Here is a 22,501-nt window from a genome sequence, read left to right on the forward strand (position 1 = left end):
AGCGGGGGTCAGACGCCGTGAGTGAGTCGGAATGCGGCGATGGCGGCGGCGAGTTCCCTCGGTGCCTGCGTCTGCACCGAGTGTCGTGCGGTGACCGTCACGATCTCGGCGCGGGGGAGGCGCTCGGCGAACCCCCGGACGAGCTTCGGGGACACGTACCCGCGATCGCCGCGGACGAGCAGGACCGGGACCTCGAGCCGCTCGAGGTCCGCCCACGCGTCGACGAACTGCCCGACGTCGGCGGTGACCCCGTCCGCGAGGTGCGGGAAGTGGTGTCGGCGGACGCGCCTCCCGGCACGGTCCACGTGGGTGGCGTGACGTGCCTCGCGCTCGAGTGCGGCTCGCTCCTCGCCGAGGCGTGCCTCGAGCGCGTGCTCGACGACGGCGTCGAGGTCCGCGTGGTCCGGTTCGAGCTCGAGCGCCCGGACGATCCGGTCGACGGCCCGCTGCGTGAAGTCCGGGGACATGTCGACGAGGACCAGCCCCGTCACGCGCTCCGGGGTGGTCGCGGCGATCCTGGCGGCGATGATCGCGCCGAGGGAGTGCCCGACCAGGAGTCCACGGGGCACCTGGAGCGTCCTCATGACCGCGAGGAGGTCGGGCGCGACGGTGTCCGCCGAGTACCGCGCGTCGTCCCGCCACGACGAGCGGCCGTGCCCGGGCAGGTCGAGGACCACCGCGGGCTCGCCGAGGGCGATGATCGTCTCGTCGAAGCTCCTGGCCTCGATCCCGACGCCGTGCAGGTAGGTGGCGGTGGCGTCCGCCGCGGTCGCGTCCGCCCCGGTCGCGTCCGCCGCGCTCGCGTCCGCTGCGCTCGGCTCCGCAGCGGTCCAGCGCACCGCCGAGACGGTGCGTCCGTCATGGGTCGGGACGGACAGCCTGGAGGGACGGGGCGGGTCCGACACACCCAGTCGCGTCGCGAGTGCGGGGACGTCCGCGAACTCGTCCGGATCGTCCGTCGCGTCGGGATGCTCGGTCGTCACCTGCTTCATCCTGCCAGTTCCTCGACGTTCCGAGGACCGGTGCCCTCGGCCGTGGAACACTGGAAGGGTGGCTCCCGCTCCCGATCGTCGCCCGACCACGCGTGGCCGAGGCACCGCGTCCCCGACGGCGTCCTGCACCCTGTCCGCGCGGGGGCTCCGGCTCGCGTACGACGACCGGGTCGTGATCGACGACCTCGACGTCGACGTCCCGGACGGCGGTCTCACGGTGATCGTCGGCCCGAACGCGAGCGGCAAGTCGACGCTCCTCAAGGCCCTCGCCAGGACGCTCACCCCGACCGCCGGGACGGTCTTCCTCGACGGTCACCCGATCCGCTCCTACCGGCCGAAGGCGGTCGCACGCCGGGTCGGCATGCTCCCGCAGAACCCGATCGCACCCGAGGGCATCACCGTCCGCGACCTCGTGTCCCGCGGGCGCTTCCCGCACCAGGACCTGTGGCACCCCTCGAGCGGCGACGACCGGCGTGCCGTGCAGGACGCACTCCGGCAGACGAACACCCTCGACCTCGCGGACCGGAGCGTGGACGAGCTCTCCGGTGGTCAGCGGCAGCGGGTGTGGATCGCGATGGTGCTCGCACAGGATACCGACGTGGTGCTCCTCGACGAGCCCACGACGTTCCTCGACATCGCGCACCAGTACGACGTCCTCGACCTCGCCGCGGCGTTGCACGCGGCCGGGCGCACGGTCGTCGCGGTGCTCCACGACCTCAACCAGGCGGCACGGTACGCCACGAACGTCATCGCGATGGAGCAGGGGCGGATCGTGGCCGAGGGGCCGGCGTCGCTCGTCGTGACCGCGGAGCTCGTCGAGCGGGTGTTCGGACTGCCGTGCGTGGTCATCCCCGATCCGGAGACCGGCACGCCCCTGGTCGTCCCGCGCCGGGCAGCCTGACCCGTCCGGGCCCGTCCGGTCCCGTCCGGTCCCGTCCGGTCCGGTCCGGTCCGCAAAACACGAAGTCGACCGCATCGCGCAGGGGTATTTCCCTGCGAGACGCGGTCAACCTGGTATTTTGCGGAGGAGCAGCCGGCCCGTCAGGGACGGGACCGGTCCCGATCAGTCGACCCGGGCCTCCCGGCCGTCGATGCGCGACGCGAGTCGCTCCCAGAGCGCGGATCCGAGACCGTCGTCGCGTGCCTCACGGCTGAGCACGCCCGGGTTGAGCCCGTCGAAGTAGGTGCCGCTCTTCGCGTCGACCTCGGCATCGCCCGCGAGCCGGACCAGCCCGACCGCCCCGGCCTCGGGGGAGATCCCGTAGCTCCCGCCGGTCACCACGGAGGCGACCCGCATCGTCGCCGACTCGGACCCGAAGTTCGTCACGACGATGCCCGGGTGGAACGAGTACGCGTCGATGCCGGTCCTGGCCGAGAACTGCCGGGTGAGGAGGATCGCTCCGAGCTTGGCGGCACCGTACGCCGGCCATCCGCCGAACCACGGCCGCCGCTTCCGGTCGAGGTCGTCGAGCGCGAGGTGGCCGAACCGGTGCGCAGCACTCGACGTGACGACGACCCGCCCCGCATTGCCGTCGGGTCCGCGGTCCGTCCCGAGCACGTCGGCGAGTTCGTTCGCGAGCAGGAACGGCGCGACCACGTTGCGCTGCAGGGTCGTCTCGATGCCGTCGGCGGTGCGCTCCCGCGTCGACACGAGTCCGCCGGCGTTGTTCGCGAGCGTGTCGAGTCCCGGTTCGTCGCGCCGGATGCTCGCTGCGAGCTCCCGGACCGAGTCGAGCGAGTCGAGGTCCGCGACGTAGCGAGGCATGTCGAGCTCGTCCGCGACACGGTTCGTCCGCTCGGAGTTCCGCCCGATGACGATGACCCGGTGGCCGTCGGCGACGAGGTTCCTCGCCGCGGACGTGCCGATCCCGGAGCTCGCGCCCGTCAGTGCGATGGTGCGTGGTCGTTCGGCTCTCATCGGTATCCTCCGTCGTCGAGCCCGGCTTCGATCTCGAACCGGTTCTTGGTCGCGTCGCGTCCTGCGATCGCGTACAGCATGGGCATGAGCATCCCGTAGCGGCGCCACTGGTCGACGTGCCTGCGCTCGTGCCGGAGCACGCGGTCGCCGTCGTTGTCCCGTGTCAGGTACACCGATCCGACACAGGTGCCGCCGCGGCGGAACACCCAGCGGGGGAGTCCGGTGCAGACGACGAGGCCGTCGACCACCCGCACGGGGCCGGTCGACAGCGGGAGTCCGATCGCCAGGCCGACGAGGGTCGCGAACAACCAGCCCGCCCATGACACCGGGGAGTCGAGGAGCGGGTTCCGGCCACGACGAGGCCGGCCGGACGCCCCGGAGCGCGGACGCCCGGGGCCCTCCGCCCGCTCCCGTCGGGGCCGGTCGGTCACGGACGACCGTAGGTCTCGAGCAGTCGCAGCCAGATCTCGTTCATGGTCGGGTAGGCGGGGACGGCGTGCCAGAGGCGGTCGATCGGCACCTCGCCGACGACCGCGACCGTCGCCGCCTGGAGCATCTCCGCGACGTCCTGGCCGACGAACGTCACACCGACCACGACCTTCCGGTCCTCGTCGACGACCATCTTCGCGCGGCCGGTGTAGCCGTCCGCCTGGAGTGCCGATCCGGCGATGGCACCGAGGTCGTACTCGACCGCGCGGACGTCCAGCCCCTGCTTGCGTGCGGCGTCCTCGGTGAGGCCGACGCTCGCGACCTCGGGGTCGGTGAACGTCACCTGGGGGACGGCGGCGTGGTCGGCGGTCGCGACGTGCGCACCCCACGGCTCGGTGTGGAGATCGGTGCCCTGGAGCCGGGCGGCGATCGCCTCGCCGGCGGCACGGGCCTGGTACTTGCCCTGGTGGGTGAGCAGGGCGCGGTGGTTGACGTCGCCGACGGCGTACAGCCAGTCGGTGCCCTCGACGAGCATGGTGTCGTCGACGTGCAGCCAGTCGCCGGGGGTGATCCCGACGTTCTCGAGGCCCAGGTCGCCGGTCCGAGCAGTCCGACCCGTCGCGACGAGGATCTCGCTCGAGACCACGGTGGTGCCGTCGTCGAGGGTCGTCGTCACGAGGCCGTGCTCGTCGCGGTCCACCCGGGTCGGGCTGACGCCGACGCGGACGTCGATCCCGAGCTCGCGCATCGAGTCGGCGACGAGCTCGCCGACGAAGGGCTCCTGGCTGCCGAGCAGACCGGAGCGAGCCACGAGGGTGACCTTCGTGCCGAACGACGCGTACGCGGTCGCGAGCTCCGAGCCGGCGACACCGCCGCCGACGACCATGAGGCTCTCCGGCACGGACTGCGCGCTCGTCGCCTCACGGGTGCCCCAAGGGGCTGCGTCGGCGAGACCCGGGACGTCCGGAAGCATGTGCACCGATCCGGTCGCGACGGCGATCGCGCCGCGGGCGGTGTGCGTCTCGCCGTCGATGGAGATCGTCTTCGGGCCGGTGATCGTGGCGTGGCCGCGGAGGAGCGTGATGTCGGCCGACTCGAGCCACGACACCTGGCCGTCGTCCTTGTAGTCGCTGGTGAACGAGTTGCGCCGGGCGAACACGGCCGCGGGGTCGATCGACCCCGTCACTGCCTGCTTGGCGCCGTCGAGGCGCTGGGCAGCGCGCACGGCGTGCCCGCTCCGGAGGAGCGCCTTCGAGGGCATGCACGCCCAGTAGGAGCACTCGCCGCCGACGAGCTCGGACTCCACGATCGCGGTGCTCAGTCCGCGCTTGTGGGCGTAGTCCGCCACGTTCTCGCCGACTGCGCCGGCGCCGATCACGATGAGGTCGAATTCCGTCATGCCGTCGAGCGTACGCGGGGGTGCCCTGACACCGGCCGGGAGGCCCGGGGGACGTCCGACGGTGCGCTCCGGTCCGCGGGACGGTCGCGTTCGACGGCCACTTCCGCCATCGGTTCCGCGGTCCGTTCCGCCGTCAGGACACGCGGGACGCCGCCGAGAGGGCGCCGACGATCCGGAGGATCACCCCCATGTCATCCACCGCCCGCGACGGATCGACCGGCGCGAAACCGGTGATGGCGGCGCCGGCGAGGGGACGTCCGGCGGTCGCGGCCGCGAGGGCCGCGAGCAGTTCTGCGCCGTCGAACCCGAAGGGAACGGGTTCGAGGAGGCCGTCGACCTCGCCGGGATCGAGGACGTCCAGGTCGACGTGGACGAAGACCCCGTCGGGCCCGGTGGCGTCCACGGCTGCGCGGATCGAGTCCGGGTCGGCGGCATCCGCGTCGAGGAGCCGGATGCCGGCGCGGTCGAGAGCGTTCCGTTCGGCGTCCTCCACACCCCGAGGCCCGACGACGAGCACGTGGTCGGTCGCGAGCGTGACGAGGCCGGGGAACAGGTCGGTCGGTCGTTCGGTGAGGATCCGGACGGCGGCGTTCTCGGCGGCGACCGGCTGCGCGCGGTTCAGTGCCCGGAACCCCGCGGAGCCGGAGAGTCGGACGAACGTGGTCGCGGGGGTGCACGCCGCGGCGGCCCCGAGCACGACGGCGCCGTCGCCGCCGATCACGAGCACCGGCTCGGACGCGACACGGACCTCTTCGGACACGGCCTCGGCGACGCTCCGGACGGACGTGTACCGGGCGATGGCGGTCTCGAGCCGGTCGCCCGCACCGGCCGGGACGTCCACGGTGGTCGTCGCGCTGCGGGGGAGGTCCGCCGCGATCGCCTGGGCGCCGTCGCCGAGCCGCATCGCCCGCGACGACGCCGAACCCTGCCACTGGCCGACGACGATGAACTGCACGGGCACAGTCTGTCAGGTCCGGGACCGCACCGCCCCGGTCGGCGGACACTGCTCAGGCAGCGGGACACCGCCTCGGCCGTCGCGACACCGCCTAGACAGCGAGACACCGCCGTCCGGAGCGGTGTGACGCTCGGAGGGCGGTGTCTCGAGGACGTGACGCCGGTGTCAGCTGCCGGACTTGAGCGCCGCGAGCCGGGCCTCGACCTCGGCGTCCTTGCCGACGTCGGCGAGGCTCTCGAACTGGGCGTCGAGGCTCGACGACTGCAGCTCGGTCTGTCCCATGACCTTCGCCTCCTCGCGGCGGACCTTCTCCTCGAAGCGGCCGAGGTCGCTCGTCGGGTCCAGCACATCGATGTTGCCGACGGCGTCGTTGACCTTGGTCTGCGCCTCGGCGGTCTTGGCCCGGGCCACGAGCTGATCGCGCTTGGCTTTCAGGTCGACGAGCTTCTGCTCCATGCCCGCGAGGCCGCTCTTGAGCTTCTCGACGGACTCGTTCTGCGCGGCGAGCGTCGGCTCGGCGTCCTTCGCCTCTTGTTCGGCGGCGATCTGCTTGCCGATCGCGACCTTGGCGAGGTTGTCGAACTTGTCCGCCTCGACGGTCTTGCCCTCGGTGCGGTACCGGTCCGCGGCGGCCGAGGCACTGGCGGCCTTCTGACCCCAGTCAGCGGCTGCGGAGACGTCCTCGGCGTGGTCCTGCTCCATGAGCCGGACGTTGCCGATGGTCTGCGCGATCGCGGTCTTGGCGTCCGCGATGTTGTTCGAGTAGTCGCGGACGAGCTGGTCGAGCATCAGCTGCGGGTCCTCGGCGTTGTCGATCAGCTGGTTCACGTTCGCCCGGACGAGCGTCGAGATCCGGCCGAAGATGGTTTGCTTCGCCATGATGTGTCCCTTTCTGGTGGAACGGTTCTGGATGGATCGGTACTGCGTTGGATGGTCTGGTCGTCGGAGGTGCCGGTCAGCGCCGGGTGGTCAGGAGGGTGCTCAGAAGCGACCACCCCCGGAGAAGCCGCCGCCCCCGCCGCCGCCCCCGCCGAAGCCGCCACCACCGCCGAAGCCGCCGCCACCGCCGAAGCCGCCTCCGCCGAAGCTGCCGCCGCCGTAGCTCCCACCACGACCGCCGAGCAGACCGCCGAGCACGAGCCCGGTGACGAGACCGCCGAGCTGCGCGCCGCTACCGCCGTTGCCACCGCCGCCCTGACCGGGCCAGCCGCCCATGTCGTTGTTCGCCTCGTCGATCGCTGCCGCGGCGTACTGCTCGGCAGCACGCGCCGCCTGCAGTGCCCTCGCGGGATCGGTCGTGGCCATGCCGACCGCGTCGTCGAGCGCGCGTTCCGCCTCGGAGAGCCGGGTGCGCGCCGTCGAACCCACGCCGCCACGGCGCATCGAGATGTACTCCCGCGCCTGGCTGATCCGCGAGCGGGCGTCTCGGAGTGCGGCGTCGAGGGCCGCCGCGGCGCGCTGCGACTGCTCGGCCGCACTGCGCGCCGTGGCGAGTGCTGCGTCGATCTGCGTGTTGACCTGCGTCAGCCGATCGAGTGCCGCCAGCGGGTCCTTCGGGTCGAGCTCTCGACGGAGCAGCGTCTCCGCGACGGCGATCGCGGCGGTGACGTCGGTCGAGCCGTTCGCCGGACCTGCGTCCTGCAGACGTCGTCCGGCGGCGACGTCGCCGTCGACCTCGGCGCGCAGGGTCTCGACGCGGGCGGCGGTCTCCTCGAAGGCCGGCCCGGCCGCGGTGACCGCACCGGTGAGCTGCGCGACCTGGGCGAGTGCGTGCTGGGCGTCGCGGACCGCGATCACCGCGGCACCCTTGTCGCCGGCGGTGAGCGCCGCGGTCGCCGCCTCGGTGCGTTCCGTGGCGAACCCGAGGACCTCGCGCGCCTGGTCGACGTTGCCCTCGACCGAGCCGATGGTCCGTCCGGTCCAGCGACCGCGGAGCGCACCGAGCGCGGCGTCGGCAGCGGAGATGCTGGCCGGGGCCGCGGCGACGGCGTTCTGCAGCTCGACGGCGGCCCCGTCGACGCCGTCCTCGAGCGCACGGAGCTGATCGAACGAGTCGGTCTGCTCCTCGATCGCGGCATGCGCCTTCTCGCAGATGTCGACGATCTGCCGGGACCAGGTCGCACGCTGCTCGGCGGTGTCCGGGATCTCGTCGTCGAGCTGCTGCTGGTAGGTGAACGCCTTCCGCACGGACTTCTTGGCGGTGTCGAGCGCTTCGACGAACGGCTTCGCGGCATCCGCGCCGAACTGGGCGACGACGAACCCGACCTCTTGGTCGGCGGTCCGGAGCTCGTCGTCGATCGTGACGAGGGCGCCACCGGCGCGGCGTTCGAGCTCCGCGAGCTCGGCGGCCTCGGCTTCTGACGACTCCGCTGCTGCGCGACGCCGACGTGCCCGGATGACGAGGACCACGACGACCACGGCGACCACGATCACGGCGAGGAGGATCCACAGCCACGTCAGGTTCGGCGGGTCCTGCGTCGCAGAGAGCCCGGCGGCGAACGCCGTCGCGGCCCCGGACCAGTCGTTCGCCCGGAGCTTCGGGACCAGGTCCTGCTCGGTGGCCTCCTGGACGTCGGCGGACGTGAGGGTGCTCGACGAGTCGGACTGCGTGACGTTGTAGACGCGGTCGTCGGTGGCCACGGAGAGCAGCACGCTGTCGGTGTCGAGCTGGTTGAGCTCGAGCGCCTGGCGCCCCCACGCCGCCTGGTCCGACGGGTTCGTGAACGACGGCACGTAGATGACGAACAACCGCGTGCGGGTCTTGGCGTAGAGGTCGTCGAGCGACTTCTGGATCGCCGACTCCTGCGATGCACTGAGCACGTTCGACTGGTCCACGACGTACTTGCCGTCGAGGTCGACCGGCGGCGTCGCGGAAGCGGCTGTCGTCGGGAGCAGGACGAGCGCAGCGCCGACCAGGGTCGTGACGATCGTCGCGACGAAGCGCTGCACCGTCGGACCCCATCGCGTGTCGGTCGAGCGTCCCGTCGTCGAGCGCCGCCCGCCCGTGCCGTGCCCCCGCCGCTGGGTGGTCGATCCACCGCGGATCGCTGCCATGCGTCCTCCTGTCGCGCACCGGGTGGACGAGGATCCGCCTCCCGGTGCACGGAGTCTATCGACGGCGCATGGCCGGACGGCAAGAGGATCCGGTGCCTGTGGAGAACGTCGGGCGCAGGTGCACGACGAGGCGCCGGGGCTCGGTCCCGCGACACCGGTGGTGTACCCCGAGCATTCCCTGCGGATCGGCGCGCAACTGCGGATCCACGCATGCTCTGTCCCCCTCGCGAGGAGTATGGTGGTCCAACGGTCAACGACGAAGGGAGTCGCAATGGAGCGAGCGACCAGGACGGAAGTCGTGCCCCTCGAGGACGGATTCCACAGGGTCTCGACACCTGCGAGCGGGGTGATCGGGTTCGTGCGCGAACGCGACGGCCGCTACGAGGTGCTTCGGGGTCGGGTTCGGCAGGCGACGCGGTCGGAGGGCATGTACTCCACCATGAACGTCGCCCTCATCGCGCTGACACACGCGTAGCGCGATGCGCTGACACACGCGGAGCGCGCCGGACTGACACACGCCCAGCGCGACGCGCGGCGAGTGGAACCGGTCAGTGAGCAGGATCGTCACCGCAGGTGACAGAACGCCCGTCGGGTCCCCATGACCTGACGGGCGCTCCTGTGCTGCGGGCGTACGGTTCCTGCATGCGTGCACCGCGCCTCCAGACCGTCGTCGTCATCCGTCGACGCGACTCGCGGACTGCGGACCACGACCGCCTCCGGCTGCTGGCGGCGGAGCTCGCCGACTCGTCGCCCGATGCCGTCCGGCTCGGACAGCGGTGCGGACACTGCGGCCACGACGGGCACGGCCCGCTGACGGTCTCGGGGACGACGGTCGCGGTGCGGGTCTCGCTCGCGCGGTCCGGCGAGGTGGTCGTTCTCGCTGCGACCACCGGGCCTGTCCTCGGCATCGACGCGGAGTGGGTCGGCCGCGTCGCAGCGGCACCGCTAGACGCCTGGTCGGCGACGGAGCGCCGGTTCCTCGGACGGACGGGAGGCACGACCACGCCCGCACCGCGGGCTGCGGGGGCATCCGGTGCAGGTCAGATGAAGGTGGTCCGGTCGGACGCGGAGACCACCGCGACCGCGAACCGGTGGGGCGGGGCCGCGGCGGCGCTCTGGACCGCGAAGGAGGCGGTGCTGAAAGCCGATGGTCGGGGCCTCCGGGTCGACGTCCGCCAGGTGTCCGTGCGGTACCGCGGTCCGACCGGCCGTGTCCGGTGGGCTGGACGACCCCGCTGGGCGCGGTCGCTGCGGATCCGGCGTGTCGAGCTCGACGTGCGCGAGCGGGACGAGGGCGCGCTCGACGGCGGTCCGCGGGACGACGGTGCACTCGACGGCGGCCCGCTGGACGACGGTGCACTCGTCATCGCGATCGCGACCGCTGGACGGTCCGACGTGCTGCTGCGCGACGAACGGGCCTGAGTACGGACCGACGGGCCTGAGCACGTGCCGATGGGCCTGAGCACGGACCGACGGGCCTGAGCACGGACCGACGGGCCTGAGCACGGACCGAGGTTCGGGCCGATCCGTGTCCAGCAGGTCGCCCGGTCAGCGTTCCGGGACGGTCCTCGCGTCGACCCACTGCGCGATCGCGGACCGCACGGCAGCTCCGTCGCCGGGCGTCGTCGTCCCGGCGAACGCCGCGATGACGTCGGTCGTCGAGACCGTGCCGTGCCGGTGCCGGGCGGTCAGCGCGCGGAGCCCGGTGAAGAACCGGTCGTCCCCGATGAGACGGCGGACGGCGTGCAGTGCGAGCGCGCCCCGCTTGTAGACACGATCGTCGAAGAGGTCGTGCTGGCCCGGGTCCGCGACGACGAGGTCCAGCGGCTCACGGGCGATCCGCTCGCGGTGCTCGCGGGCGTTCTGGTCGGCGGGGACGCCGTCGTGTTCCTCGGCCCAGAGCCACTCCGCGTAACAGGCGAACCCCTCGTGGAGCCAGATGTCCTGCCACCGGCCGAGCGTCAGGGAGTTCCCGAACCACTGGTGCGCGAGCTCGTGCGCGATCAGCCGATCCGACCCGTGGTGGCCGTCGACGTGGTTCCGGCCGAACACGGCCAGCCCGTGCGCCTCGAGCGGGATCTCGAGCTCGTCGTCCGTCACCACGACGGCGTACTCGGCGAACGGGTAGGGACCGAAGCGGTCGATGAAGAGCGTCAGCATGTCCCGGAGACGGCCGAAGTCCACGCGCGAGGAGTGCTGCAGGTCCGCCGGGTGGTGCAGCGTCGTCGGGACGGGGGTGTTCCGCAGCCGGTGCGTGCGGTACCGGCCGATCTGCACCGTGGCGAGGTAGGTCGCCATCGGTTCGGTCACCTCGAACACCCACCGGGTCCCACCGCGCGCCGACTCCCGGCCGACCAGGGCGCCGTTCGCGAGGACGTCGTACTCGGACTCGCACGTCACCTGGATGCGGTAGGTCGCCTTCTGTGTCGGCAGGTCGTTGCACGGGAACCACGACGGCGCGCCGACGGGCTGGCTCGCGACGATGACGCCGTCGGCCAGCTCCTCCCACCCGAGCGTGCCCCACGGACTGCGGACCGGCTTCGGTGCCCCGCGGTACCGCACCGCGATGGTGAACGGGGCCCCGGCGTCGACGGGTGTCTGCGGTGTGACGGTGAGCTTGTGCGTCGAGGTGCTGTACTTCCGGGCGCGGACACCGTCGACCGTGACACCGTCCACCGTGAGACCGTGCAGGTCGAAGGCGAAGGCGTCGAGCGGTCCGTCGGTGTCGGCGGTCGCGGTGATCGTCGCGGTCGCGGTGAGACGGTTCGTCGCGACGCGGTACTCGATCGCCAGGTCGTACCGTTCGGCCCGGTAGCCGGAGTCGCCGCTGTGCGGGGTGTAGGGGTCGATCGCATCGGTTCTCACGGTGCCGTCCAGTGTGCCATGCGGGGCGCACCCTCATCCGATCCACGCAGCGATCCACGCAGCGATCGGTGCGGGGTCAGCGCTGCCACGGCGGCCGGACCCACGGCGTGATGGGGTTGCCGGACCACACCGACCCGGCGGGGACCCGCTCGCCGCGCATCACGAGTGAGGCCGGCCCGACCGTCGCCCCGTCGTCGATGGCCGCGGCGGGCAGGATCACGCTGTGCGGCCCGAGCGTCGCGCCGGCGTCGAGACGGACCCCGTCGAGCTGCATCACCCGGTCGTGGAACAGGTGGGTCTGCACGACACACCCGCGGTTCACGGTCGCCCCGTCGCCGAGCCGCACGAGGTCGGCCTCCGGGAGCCAGTAGGACTCGCACCAGACACCGCGGCCGATCGACGCCCCGAGTGTGCGCAGCCACGCGGCGAGCACCGGCGTGCCGGCCGCGTTCGTGGCGAACCACGGCCGCGCCACCATCTCGACGAAGGTGTCCTGCACCTCGTTCCGCCACACGAACGAGGACCACAGCGGGTGCTCCTCGGCGCGGATCCGCCCGACGAAGGCCCATTTGGCGGCCGTCGTGATCGCTGCAGCCACTGCGCCGGCGAGGACGAGGACGACCCCGGAGAGCAGGATCGCCCAGCCGAGACCGACCTCGGTCCAGACCCACTCGAGCACGACGACGACCGCGAGCGCGATCCAGCCGGAGACCATCACGGGCAGCAGGCGGAGCAGCTCCCAGAGACCGCGTGCGACCCGGAGACGGGTGGGCGGCGAGAAGGTCCTCGACTCGTCGAACTCCGCCGTCGCGCGGCGGAGCCGGACGGGTGGGCTCCCGAGCCACGACGATCCACGCTTCGCCTTCCGCGGCACGGCGGAGAGGACGGCCACGAGCGCCTCGCGGGGGACCGACCTCCCGCCGGCGGTCATGCCGCTGTTGCCGAGGAACGCCCGTCGTCCGACCTTCGACCGGCCGATGCGCATCCGGCCACCACCGAGCTCGTACGTCGCGACCATGGTGTCGTCCGCCAGGAACGCGCCCGGTGCGATCGCGGTCAGCTTCGGGACGAGGAGCACGGTCGAGATCTCCGCGTCGGCGCCGACCCGTGCACCGAGCAGCCGCAGCCACACGGGTGTCACGAGGCTCGCGTACAGCGGGAAGAGGAGGGTCCGCGCCGCGTCGAGGATGCGTTCGGTCGACCAGACCTGCCATCCGATCCGGCTCCGGACGGGATGCCGACCCTCCGCGAGACCGATGCCGAGCAGGCGCACGGCGACGACGACGAGGAGGGCGTAGGTCGCCCCGGCGGCGATCGTGGCGAGCGGGACGGCCGCGGCAGCGGTGCGCGCGGCCGCGCCGAGGTCCGGCGCCCGGCCGACGAGCGCGACGACGACGAGCACGCCGACGGCGACCCCGACCACGGGCAGACCGGCGGCCACGAGCGATCCGACGCCGTACGCGACGAGCCATCCGCGACCCCGGGGCGGGCGGCCGAGCTTGTCGCGCCGTGCCGAGCCGACGCGGTGGGCGGGGGAGCCCGCCCACCGTTCGCCGGCCGGAACGCGTCCGGCGACGGCGGAGCCCGGTTCGATCTCGGCCCCGGCACCGACGCGTGCGCCGGGGAGCAGGGTGCTCCGGCTCCGGACGATCGCGTCCGACCCGATGTGCATCGCCCCGATCCGGAAGACGTCGCCGTCGACCCAGTGTCCGACGAGGTCGACCTCGGGCTCGACGGCCGCGTGGCCGCCGATGGTGAGCATGCCGGTGACGGGCGGGAGCGTGTGCAGGTCGACGCCCGGGCCGATCTTCGCTCCGAGGGCCCTGGCGTAGTAGGCGATCCACGGGGCCCCCGAGAGACTCGGGCCGTCGACGAGGTGTGCGATCTGCTCCGCGAGCCACACGCGGATGTGGACGGACCCACCGCGGGGGTGCGCACCGGCACGGACGCCGAGGAGCAGGACCCTCGCGCAGGCGACCGTGATCGCCATCTTGCCGGGCGGGCTCACGAACACCACGATGCCCACGACGAGCACCTGCCACGGCACGGTCGGCAGGAACGGCAGTGTGGTGGCCTGCAGGACGTCGTTCGCGATGGCGACGAACGTCAGGATGCGGAGGCCGACGAGGATGTGCAGGGGGAGCCCGAGGAGCGCCATCGCGAACCCGGTCGCGGGTGGGACCGGCAGGACCGATCGAGCCTCGGCGGCGGTCTCGCCCCCGTCGACGTCGATCGCCTCGGCGAGCGCACCGATCCGCGGATGGTCGTAGACGTCGGCGACGGTGGTGTTCGGGAAGCGCTCCCGGATCGCCGAGACGAGCTGCGCCGCCGTCAGGGACCCGCCGCCGTGGGCGAAGAAGTCGTCGTCGGGGCTCGTCACGGGCGCACCGAGGATCGCGGACCACCGCTCGGCGATCCACGCGACGGTCGGCGGCAGCACGGCGCTCTCACCGGGTGCGTCGTCGAGCGGCCAGGGGAGTGCGGCGCGGTCGACCTTGCCCGAGGTCCTGGTCGGCAGGTCGTCGACGACCGCGAGCAGGGGGACGAGGGCGGCCGGCAGGTCCTCGCGGAGCCGCGCAGTCGCTGCCGCACGGTCGAAGTCGGCCGGCTCGCCCGACACCGCGACGTACCCGACGAGCACCTGGTTGCCGGCTGCGGTCCGCTGCACCACCGCGGCACCACCGGCGACCCCGTCGAGGGACCGGAGGGCTGCGTCGACCTCCCCGAGCTCGATGCGGCGACCGCCGAGCTTGACCTGGTCGTCGGCGCGTCCCTGGAACACCAGACCGGCGGCCTCGTACCGGACGAGGTCACCGCTCCGGTAGGCGCGGTCCCATCCGAGCTGCGGGAACGATGCGTACTTCTCGGCGTCCTTCGCCGGGTCGAGGTACCTGGCGAGGCCGACCCCGCCGATGATGAGCTCGCCGACCTCGCCCTCGGACACCCGTGCGCCCGACGCGTCGACGACCGCGAGGTCCCAGCCGTCGAGCGGCAGGCCGATCCGGATCGGGGTCCCACCGTCGAGCGGCGCGCCGCACGCCACGACGGTTGCCTCGGTCGGGCCGTAGGTGTTCCAGACCTCGCGGCCGCGCGCGGTGATGCGCGCGGCGAGCTCCGGGGGACATGCCTCGCCGCCGAAGATGACGAGCCGGACGAGTTCGAGCGCGTCGTCGGGCCAGAGCGCCGCGAGGGTCGGCACCGTCGAGACGATCGTGATGCCGTGTGCGATGAGCCACGGGCCGAGGTCGACCCCGCTCCGGACGAGCGCACGCGGGGCCGGGACGAGGCAGGCACCGTGGCCCCAGGCGAGCCACATCTCCTCGCAGGACGCGTCGAACGCCACGCTGAGCCCGGCCAGGACACGGTCACCGGAGCCGATCGGCTCGCGCTGCAGGAACATCCGGGCCTCGGCGTCGACGAACGCAGCGGCCGAACGGTGCGTCACCGCGACGCCCTTCGGGACCCCCGTGGAACCCGAGGTGAAGATGATCCACGCGTCGTCGTCGAGTCCCGGACCTGGCCGCGCGGTGTCCACGGCGTCGTCGAGCACCGGCATCCGCGATCCGTCCCGCGCCCGCAGCACCCCTCCGTCGCCGATCACCCCGACGACACCCGCCTCGCCGAACACGAGGTCGGCGCGCTCCTCCGGGTCGTCGGCGTCCACCGGCACGTACGCGGCACCCGCGGCCAGCACCGAGAGCACGGCGACGGAGAGGGTCCGCGTCCCCGAGGAGATCCTGATGCCGACGCGGTCACCGACGCCGACACCGCGGGAGGCCAGGTCGTCAGCCCCGTGCCGGACGAGTGCGAGGAGCCGACGGTAGCTGATGCCGCCCTCCGGGTCCTCGAGCGCCAGGGCATCCGGGTGCTCCTCGGCCGTGCTGGTCAGGACGTCGAGCAGGGTGCGCGGGCGTGGTGCGCGGGACCCGGCAGAGAGCTCGGGCTGCGCGTGGTCGGCGAGCACCGTTCCTGCCGCACCGTCCGTCGGACCGTCGCTCGACCCTGCTGCCATGCACGTGCCTCCAGTCCGCGTCCGGCGCCCGCCGGGGTGCGGCGATCCTAGGGGACCGATGTGACGTGTCCGGAAACTCCCGTCAGCCGGCGACGGCGTCGACGGCCACCTGTCGACGGACCTCGTCGAGCGTCGTCATGAGCGCCACCGTGTCGTCGAGCGAGTGCAGCGCCGACTCGGTCCGGCCGGCGCCGACGTCCGCCGCCAACGCTGCGGCCTGCCAGACGAGGCCCTCCCGTCCGGAGAGTCCGGACGGGTCCTGCCATGGGTGCCAGCCGTCGCCGTCGCGGAGGACGAAGGACGCCGGGAAGACGAAGTGGTCGGTGAACCGGACCGAGGCGGCGGTGCCGCCGATCGTCGCGAGTCCGTCGGTGGCGGTGAGGATGCTGGTCGCGACGGTCGCGTGCGCACCGTCCGCGGTCGCGAGCGCGGCGACGGACTGGAGGTCCACCCCGCGTTCCGTCGAACGCCCCGTGGCGCGGATGGTCACCGGTACCCCCGTCGCCCACTGTGCGAACCAGAGGCCGTACACCCCGGCGTCGAGGAGCGCTCCGCCGCCGGCGTCCGGATCGACCATCCGACTGCCGGGCTCGAGCGGGTTCTTCCACCCGACGTCGACCGTCGCGAGGATGACATCGCCGAGGTCGCCGCGGGCGCGGAGCGCGTCGATCGTGCGGGTGTGGGGGAGGAAGCGCGTCCAGAGTGCCTCCATCGCGAAGACGCCGGCGGCGCGGGCATCGGCGGCGATCCGGACGGCGTCGGCGGCACTCGTGGCGAAGGGCTTCTCGACGAGGACGTGCTTGCCGGCGGCGATCGCGAGGAGGGCGTGCTCGGTGTGCTGCGGGTGCGGGCTCGCGACGTACACGACGTCGACCTCGGGGTCGGCGACGAGGGCCTCGTACGAGTCGTGTGCACGCTCGACGCCGTGCTTCCGGGCGAACGCCACGGCGCGGTCGTGGGAGCGGGACCCGACGGCGACGACGCGCTGGTCGGAGTTCGCATGCAGGGTGGCGGTGAAGTCACCAGCGATCTCGCCGGGCCCGATGACACCCCAGCGCAGCCGGTTCCCCCCGCGGAGAGGAGCGGTCTCGGGCTGCGGGAAGGCGAACGTCATGCGCCGAACGCTACGCGTTCCTGGTGCCCCCTGTAGGATTCGAACCTACGCCCCTGCCTCCGGAGGGCAGTGCTCTATCCCCTGAGCTAAGGGGGCTCGTGGGTCGTCCAACCGTAGCAGGTCCGAGACGTCCTCCCCGACACAGCGGTCGCCGCCGTCGTCTGCCAGGATCGGGTCATGACCGACATCCGTCGCCCGGTGCTCGCCGTCGTCGACGTCAGCGACTCCGGCCGCACCGACCCGGTGTTCCACGGCGTCCTGACGACCCTGACGACCCGTGTCGCCCTGGCGGCGGAGCAGGTCGGGTTCGAGCCGGTGCTCCTCGCGGCCGAGCAGCTCGGCGCGGACGGCCTCCTCGCCGCGACGGCCGACGCGGACGCCGTGGTCGTCACCGGCGGCGAGGACGTCGCGCCGGAGTTCTACGGCGGCCGGCCCGACTACCAGGACGCCGGGCAGTTCTTCCGGGCCGCCGACGCCGCGCAGATCGCCCTCGTGCGTCGGGCGGTGCGTGACGGTCTCCCGACGGTGGGCATCTGCCGGGGGATGCAGGTGGTGAACGTCGCGCTCGGCGGCGACCTCGTGCAGCACCTCGAGGCAGGCGGGCACGTCCGGGCCGGTGTCCCGACGGAGAGCATGGTGGACCACGCCGTGACCCTCCGGCAGGGCAGCGCGGTCGCCGAGGCCCTCGGCGCGACGTCGTTCACGGTGCGGTCGTCGCACCACCAGGCCGTCGGGGCACTCGGGGCGGGACTCGTCGCGGTCGGTGCCGCTCCCGACGGCACGGTCGAGGCGATCGAGCACGAGCGCGCGCCGCTCTGGTGCGTGCAGTGGCACCCCGAGGACACCGGTGCGGTGGGCGACGTGCTCGAGGACCTGCTGCGCGCGGCCCTCCGGGCGTCCACGCGCTGAACCGCGGCGGACCTGCGCCGGACCGGTGTCGGACCGGTGTCGGACCAGGGTCGCCCCTACGGGGTCGTGGAGGCCGTCGCGCTCGGTGACGACGACCCGGCGAGTGCCGCACGGACGCTGTCGACGACCGGTTGTGCGGTCCCGGGTTCGGTGAAGAGGGCCGACTCGACGTTCACCCAGTACGGGGCGACGAATGCGTCCGCACGACCGAGCCCACCGGTCACGTCGAAGTAGCCCTCGACGGTGTAGGTCGGCACGCTGTTGCTGTCCTCGAACAGCGAGTCCTCGAGCTTCGTGATCGCTGCGTCCGGCAGGTCGGCCACCGCGAGGGTCACCGTCGTGTCGCGGCCGCCGTTCCGCCAGACGCACACCTGCCCGCGCTGCGCCGCGATGTCGGCCGCGGGGGTGTCCTTCTGAGGAGTGGCGTCGGTGACCAGCGTGAACGTCTCCCCGTACGCGGCGAACACGGACTGCGGCACGAGCACGTCGCAGTCGATGTCGACGCGGCTCCCGACGGGCTTCGGAGCCGCTGAGCCGCTGCCGGAGCCCTGGCCGGAGCCGCTCGGTGACCCGCCGGCCGCGTCGTCCGTGCAGCCTGCGAGGACGACGGCACCGACGAGTGCGATGGTCACGGCGGTGATCGCCCTGCGGGTCGTGCGGGTGGTCATGGGACCCATGATGTCGCATGCCGACGGCGGGATGCTCCACGTGCGCGGCGGTCCGGTACCCCTCGATCCCCGTACAATCGGCGGGTGACCCCTGCCGAACTCTCCACCGCGTACCTGTCGATCCTCGCCGGGATCGTCGAGCGACGCGGCGCGAGCGACACCGTGCCGGTCTCCGAGACCCACGTGGTGCTCGACCGTCCCCGGAACCGTGCCCACGGCGACTGGGCCTCGAACGCCGCGATGCAGCTGGCCAAGCGCCTCGGCACGAACCCGCGGGAACTCGCGACCGAGATCGCCGGGGAGCTCACCGAGCTCGACGGCGTCGCGTCGGTGGACGTCGCGGGCCCCGGGTTCATCAACATCACGCTCGAGGCCGCTGCCGCCGGTGAGATCGCCCGCACGATCGTCGAGACCGGCACCGCGTTCGGGAACGGCGACCTGTACGACGGTGTCCGGATCGACCTGGAGTTCGTCTCGGCGAACCCGACCGGACCGATCCACATGGGCGGCGTCCGCTGGGCGGCCGTCGGCGACAGCCTCGCCAGGGTCTTCGCGGCCCAGGGCGGGCTCGTCACCCGCGAGTACTACTTCAACGACCACGGCGGGCAGATCGACCGGTTCGCCAGGTCGCTCCTCGCGAGCGCCCTCGGTGAGCCGACCCCGGACGACGGCTACGGCGGCGGGTACATCGCCGAGATCGCCGCACGGGTCCTCGCGACCCGTGACGCGGGTGCCACCGACGTCAGGGACATGCCGCGTGACGAGGCGCAGGAGCTGTTCCGGCGCGAGGGCGTCGAGTTCATGTTCGCGGACATCAAGGCGTCCCTCCACGACTTCGGCGTCGACTTCGACGTCTACTTCCACGAGAACTCGCTGCACGAGTCGAAGGCGGTCGAGCGTGCCCTCGCGCGCCTCCGGGAGCTCGGCCACGTGTACGAGGCCGAGGACGCCACCTGGCTCCGGACGACGACCTTCGGGGACGACCGCGACCGCGTCGTCATCAAGTCCGACGGGCAGCCGGCGTACATCGCCGGCGACCTGGCCTACTACCTCGACAAGCGCGAGCGCGGGTTCGACCGGAACCTCATCATGCTCGGCGCCGACCACCACGGCTACATCGGCCGGATGATGGCGATGTGCGCGGCGTTCGGCGACGAGCCAGGAGTGAACCTCGAGATCCTCATCGGGCAGATGGTCAACCTCCTGAAGGACGGTGAGCCGGTCCGGATGTCCAAGCGCGCGGGCACGGTCGTCACCATGGAGGACCTCGTCGACGCGGTCGGCGTGGACGCGGGCAGGTACTCGCTCGTCCGGTTCGCGTCCGACACCGCGATCGACATCGACCTCGACCTGCTCGTCAAGCGCACGAACGACAATCCCGTGTTCTATGTCCAGTACGCCCACGCCAGGACCTGCGCGGTCGACCGGAACGCCGCGGCGAGCGGCGTCGACCGGTCCGTCTTCGACGCATCGCTCCTGACACACGAGACCGAGGGCGCGCTCCTCGGGGCCCTTGCCGAGTTCCCGCGGATCGTCCGGCACGCCGCGGAGCTCCGGGAGCCGCACCGGATCGCCCGGTACGTCGAGCAGCTCGCCGGGCTCTACCACCGCTGGTACGACGCCTGCCGGGTCACCCCGCTCGGCGATGCGTCGGTGACGGACGTCAACCGCACGCGGCTGTGGCTGAACGACGCCACCGGGCAGGTCATCCGGAACGGGCTGACGATGCTCGGCGTGACGGCTCCGGAGCGCATGTAGCCGTGCGCGAGGTGCGTGCAACTGCACGTCCGTGCGGGTCGGCGTGGGCGGAACCCCACGAACGTGCGGGATCACCTGCCAGGATCGATGGATGAGCACCGTCACCCCCGAGCAGCCCGCCCGGACGAAGCACACCGGCCGCACCGCCCTCATCTGGGTGATCGCCGTCGTCGTGGTCCTCGCGGTCCTGGTGGTCGTCGCGGAGTTCGTCCTCCGCGGGGTCGTCGACCGGATGGTCGCGGACCAGGTCGAGCAGGCGCTGCCGGAGGGCACCACCGGGCAGGTCGATGCGCACGCCGACGGTGTGGTCATCCCGCAGCTGCTCGCCGGTTCGCTCGACGACGTCACGATCACCTCGAAGCGGATCACCGTCCAGGGCATCCCGCTCGCCGTCGACGCGCGGGTCCGCGACGTGCCGGTCGACGGGCAGGGCTCGACCGGGGCGATCGACGGGCGCGTGACCCTCGCCGGCTCGTCGATCAAGGACCGCGGTGTGCTCGACCAGGTCTCCGGCGACATCACCCTCCGGAAGGGCGGCGTCGCCTACAGCGGGTCGACGAAGTTCCTCGGGTTCGCGATCGACTACCGCGTGCTCGCCGACCTCGCCGCGGCGTCGAACGGGCAGGGTGTGACGGTCACCCCGCAGAAGGTCAGCGTCACGAACAGCAAGCTCGGCATCGACGTCGGGGGGAACATCCCGGGCGTGTCCGGCAAGGCGATCGACGTCTGCACCGCCAAGTACCTGCCCGAGGCGCTCCGGCTCCGGTCGATCGACATCGGTGCGACGACCGCGGCGGTCCGGGTGACGGCGTCGCACCTGCCACTGTCCGAGCAGGGTCTCCGGAAGACCGGGACCTGCCCGTCCTGACCGGTGGCGGCCGGTGGCCGCGCGTCGGACGCGTGTCGTGCCTCCCGGCCCGCGTCGCGGACGTCACATCGGACTGGAGGGACGGCTCGGCTCGGTAGGCTGGCGCGCGTGACCGAGAACCCCCTCGCCCCCGCCCGGCTCGCGGTCCCCGCGGATGCGAACGCCCTGGTGACCAGGATCTGGCCCGCGTCGGCCACCCGCACGGACGACGGTGCCCTCGTGCTCGGTGGCATCACCGCCGACGACCTCGTCGCCCGGTTCGGGAGCCCGCTGTACGTCGTCGACGAGCGCGACGTGCAGTCGCGCGCGGTCCGGGTCCGGAACGCGTTCGAGGACGCCTTCGCCAGGATCGGCACGACCACGCAGGTGTACTACGCCGCCAAGGCGTTCCTGACGACCCAGGTGGCCGCGTGGATGGCGGAGGCCGACCTCCGTGTCGACGTGTGCACCGGGGGAGAGCTCGCGGTCGCCCTCGCCGGGGGTGTCGATCCCGGCCGACTCGGGTTCCACGGCAACAACAAGTCCGACGCCGAGATCGCCGAGGCCGTGCGGGTCGGGGTGGGCACGATCGTGGCCGACAGTCACGAGGAGATCGAGCGGCTCGCCGCAGCCGCCGCGGCAGCCGGGGTCGTGCAGCGGATCCGGATCCGGATCAACAGCGGGGTGCACGCGTCGACGCACGAGTACCTCGCGACCGCGCGCGAGGACCAGAAGTTCGGCATCCCGTTGGCCGAGGCGGTCCGGGCGGCGACGGCGGCGCGTGCGCACGCGTCGTTGGCGTTCGTCGGGCTGCACTCGCACATCGGGTCGCAGATCTTCGACGAGTCCGGGTTCCGCGAGGCCGCCAAGCGCCTCATGGAGGTGCACGCCGCCCTGCTCGCCGACGGCCCGGTCCCCGAGCTCAACCTCGGCGGCGGCTGGGGGATCGACTACACCGAGGCCGACAGTGCGTTCGCGCCGGAGGACATCGCCGAGGCGCTCGCGCGGATCGTCGGCGCGGAGTGTGCCGACCGGGGCATCGACGTGCCGGTGATCGCCGTCGAGCCGGGTCGGTACATCGTCGGGCCGGCCGGCGTCACCCTCTACTCGGTCGGGACGATCAAGCCGGTGGAGGTCGCGCTGCCGGACGGTGCGGCCGGGGGTGGCTCGGCGACGGGGGGCTCAGCGGTCCGCACGTACGTGAGTGTCGACGGTGGGATGAGCGACAACGCCAGGCCCGCCCTCTACGACGCCGCGTACACCGCGCGCCTCGCCAGGAGCTCGTCAGCGGACCCGGTGCTCGTGCGGGTCGCCGGCAAGCACTGCGAGAGCGGTGACATCGTCGTGCACGACGAGTACCTGCCCGGCGACGTCCGTCGTGGCGACGTGCTCGCGGTCGCCGCGACGGGCGCGTACTGCTGGAGCCTGTCGAGCAACTACAACCACGTCGGACGCCCGCCCGTCGTCGCCGTGGCCGACGGGACAGCCCGTATCCTCGTGCGGGGCGAGACGATCGACGACCTGCTCGCCCGCGACACCGGCATCGTCGCGCACCCGACCGCGGCACGCTGACCACCACGA

Annotated in this window: 17 protein-coding genes and 1 tRNA gene; 6 read left to right on the forward strand and 12 right to left on the reverse strand. The window is 72.6% G+C overall.

Annotated elements, in window-relative coordinates:
• Nucleotides 1-8: 8 nt before the first annotated feature.
• On the reverse strand, nucleotides 9-992 hold the full coding sequence (locus ASF23_RS00115) for an alpha/beta fold hydrolase (protein ID WP_055947284.1): 984 nt from the start codon (nucleotides 990-992) through the stop codon (nucleotides 9-11).
• Nucleotides 993-1,050: 58 nt separating this feature from the next.
• On the opposite strand from ASF23_RS00115, the gene ASF23_RS00120 reads away from it, so the two are divergent.
• Nucleotides 1,051-1,893: an ABC transporter ATP-binding protein gene (locus ASF23_RS00120; protein ID WP_200919274.1), complete on the forward strand. Its 843-nt coding sequence runs from the start codon at nucleotides 1,051-1,053 to the stop codon at nucleotides 1,891-1,893.
• Between the two features lie 162 nt (nucleotides 1,894-2,055).
• Here the strand turns inward: ASF23_RS00120 and ASF23_RS00125 are convergent, their stop codons facing one another.
• The 6 genes from ASF23_RS00125 to ASF23_RS18915 all read right to left on the reverse strand — a co-directional run bounded on the left by ASF23_RS00125 (nucleotide 2,056) and on the right by ASF23_RS18915 (nucleotide 8,747).
• A complete protein-coding gene (locus ASF23_RS00125; protein WP_055947287.1) occupies nucleotides 2,056-2,910 on the reverse strand; it encodes an SDR family NAD(P)-dependent oxidoreductase in 855 nt (284 codons plus the stop codon).
• Nucleotides 2,907-3,236 (reverse strand): hypothetical protein, encoded by a 330-nt coding sequence (locus ASF23_RS00130; protein ID WP_055947291.1) that lies wholly within the window; start codon nucleotides 3,234-3,236, stop codon nucleotides 2,907-2,909. The genes ASF23_RS00125 and ASF23_RS00130 overlap by 4 nt, the downstream gene beginning before the upstream one ends.
• A gap of 101 nt (nucleotides 3,237-3,337) precedes the next feature.
• A complete protein-coding gene (locus tag ASF23_RS00135) occupies nucleotides 3,338-4,738 on the reverse strand; it encodes a dihydrolipoyl dehydrogenase family protein (protein WP_055947294.1) in 1,401 nt (466 codons plus the stop codon).
• A 133-nt stretch (nucleotides 4,739-4,871) separates the two neighbouring features.
• Complete coding sequence (locus ASF23_RS00140) at nucleotides 4,872-5,693, reverse strand: arginase family protein (protein ID WP_156364019.1); 822 nt, start codon at nucleotides 5,691-5,693, stop codon at nucleotides 4,872-4,874.
• A 165-nt stretch (nucleotides 5,694-5,858) separates the two neighbouring features.
• Nucleotides 5,859-6,572 (reverse strand): PspA/IM30 family protein, encoded by a 714-nt coding sequence (locus tag ASF23_RS00145; protein WP_055947300.1) that lies wholly within the window; start codon nucleotides 6,570-6,572, stop codon nucleotides 5,859-5,861.
• A 102-nt stretch (nucleotides 6,573-6,674) separates the two neighbouring features.
• Nucleotides 6,675-8,747: a TPM domain-containing protein gene (locus ASF23_RS18915; RefSeq protein WP_055947303.1), complete on the reverse strand. Its 2,073-nt coding sequence runs from the start codon at nucleotides 8,745-8,747 to the stop codon at nucleotides 6,675-6,677.
• Between the two features lie 642 nt (nucleotides 8,748-9,389).
• Between ASF23_RS18915 and ASF23_RS18050 the strand changes: the two genes are divergently transcribed.
• Complete coding sequence (locus ASF23_RS18050; protein ID WP_055947308.1) at nucleotides 9,390-10,169, forward strand: 4'-phosphopantetheinyl transferase family protein; 780 nt, start codon at nucleotides 9,390-9,392, stop codon at nucleotides 10,167-10,169.
• 126 nt (nucleotides 10,170-10,295) lie between these two features.
• Here ASF23_RS18050 and ASF23_RS00165 read toward each other — a convergent pair whose 3' ends face one another.
• The 4 genes from ASF23_RS00165 to ASF23_RS00180 all read right to left on the reverse strand — a co-directional run bounded on the left by ASF23_RS00165 (nucleotide 10,296) and on the right by ASF23_RS00180 (nucleotide 16,834).
• A complete protein-coding gene (locus ASF23_RS00165) occupies nucleotides 10,296-11,612 on the reverse strand; it encodes a M1 family metallopeptidase (RefSeq protein ID WP_235510720.1) in 1,317 nt (438 codons plus the stop codon).
• A gap of 76 nt (nucleotides 11,613-11,688) precedes the next feature.
• On the reverse strand, nucleotides 11,689-15,624 hold the full coding sequence (locus tag ASF23_RS00170; RefSeq protein WP_055947313.1) for a Pls/PosA family non-ribosomal peptide synthetase: 3,936 nt from the start codon (nucleotides 15,622-15,624) through the stop codon (nucleotides 11,689-11,691).
• 82 nt (nucleotides 15,625-15,706) lie between these two features.
• Nucleotides 15,707-16,738, reverse strand: a complete 1,032-nt coding sequence (locus tag ASF23_RS00175; protein ID WP_055947315.1) for a Gfo/Idh/MocA family protein — start codon at nucleotides 16,736-16,738, stop codon at nucleotides 15,707-15,709.
• Between the two features lie 21 nt (nucleotides 16,739-16,759).
• Nucleotides 16,760-16,834: transfer RNA gene (locus ASF23_RS00180), tRNA-Arg, on the reverse strand.
• A gap of 81 nt (nucleotides 16,835-16,915) precedes the next feature.
• Between ASF23_RS00180 and ASF23_RS00185 the strand changes: the two genes are divergently transcribed.
• Nucleotides 16,916-17,647, forward strand: a complete 732-nt coding sequence (locus ASF23_RS00185) for a gamma-glutamyl-gamma-aminobutyrate hydrolase family protein (RefSeq protein WP_055947318.1) — start codon at nucleotides 16,916-16,918, stop codon at nucleotides 17,645-17,647.
• A 56-nt stretch (nucleotides 17,648-17,703) separates the two neighbouring features.
• Here ASF23_RS00185 and ASF23_RS00190 read toward each other — a convergent pair whose 3' ends face one another.
• Nucleotides 17,704-18,315 (reverse strand): hypothetical protein, encoded by a 612-nt coding sequence (locus tag ASF23_RS00190; protein ID WP_055947325.1) that lies wholly within the window; start codon nucleotides 18,313-18,315, stop codon nucleotides 17,704-17,706.
• 84 nt (nucleotides 18,316-18,399) lie between these two features.
• Between ASF23_RS00190 and argS the strand changes: the two genes are divergently transcribed.
• From argS to lysA, 3 genes are all read left to right on the forward strand, one after another.
• A complete protein-coding gene (argS, locus tag ASF23_RS00195) occupies nucleotides 18,400-20,073 on the forward strand; it encodes an arginine--tRNA ligase (RefSeq protein ID WP_055947328.1) in 1,674 nt (557 codons plus the stop codon).
• Between the two features lie 91 nt (nucleotides 20,074-20,164).
• Nucleotides 20,165-20,941: an LmeA family phospholipid-binding protein gene (locus ASF23_RS00200; RefSeq protein WP_055947333.1), complete on the forward strand. Its 777-nt coding sequence runs from the start codon at nucleotides 20,165-20,167 to the stop codon at nucleotides 20,939-20,941.
• A gap of 108 nt (nucleotides 20,942-21,049) precedes the next feature.
• Entirely contained in the window at nucleotides 21,050-22,492 is a 1,443-nt protein-coding gene (gene lysA / locus ASF23_RS00205) for a diaminopimelate decarboxylase (RefSeq protein WP_055947336.1), read from the forward strand.
• Nucleotides 22,493-22,501: the final 9 nt, after the last annotated feature.

Source organism: Curtobacterium sp. Leaf261, assembly GCF_001422205.1.
In the GTDB taxonomy this organism is placed as follows: Bacteria; Actinomycetota; Actinomycetes; order Actinomycetales; family Microbacteriaceae; genus Curtobacterium.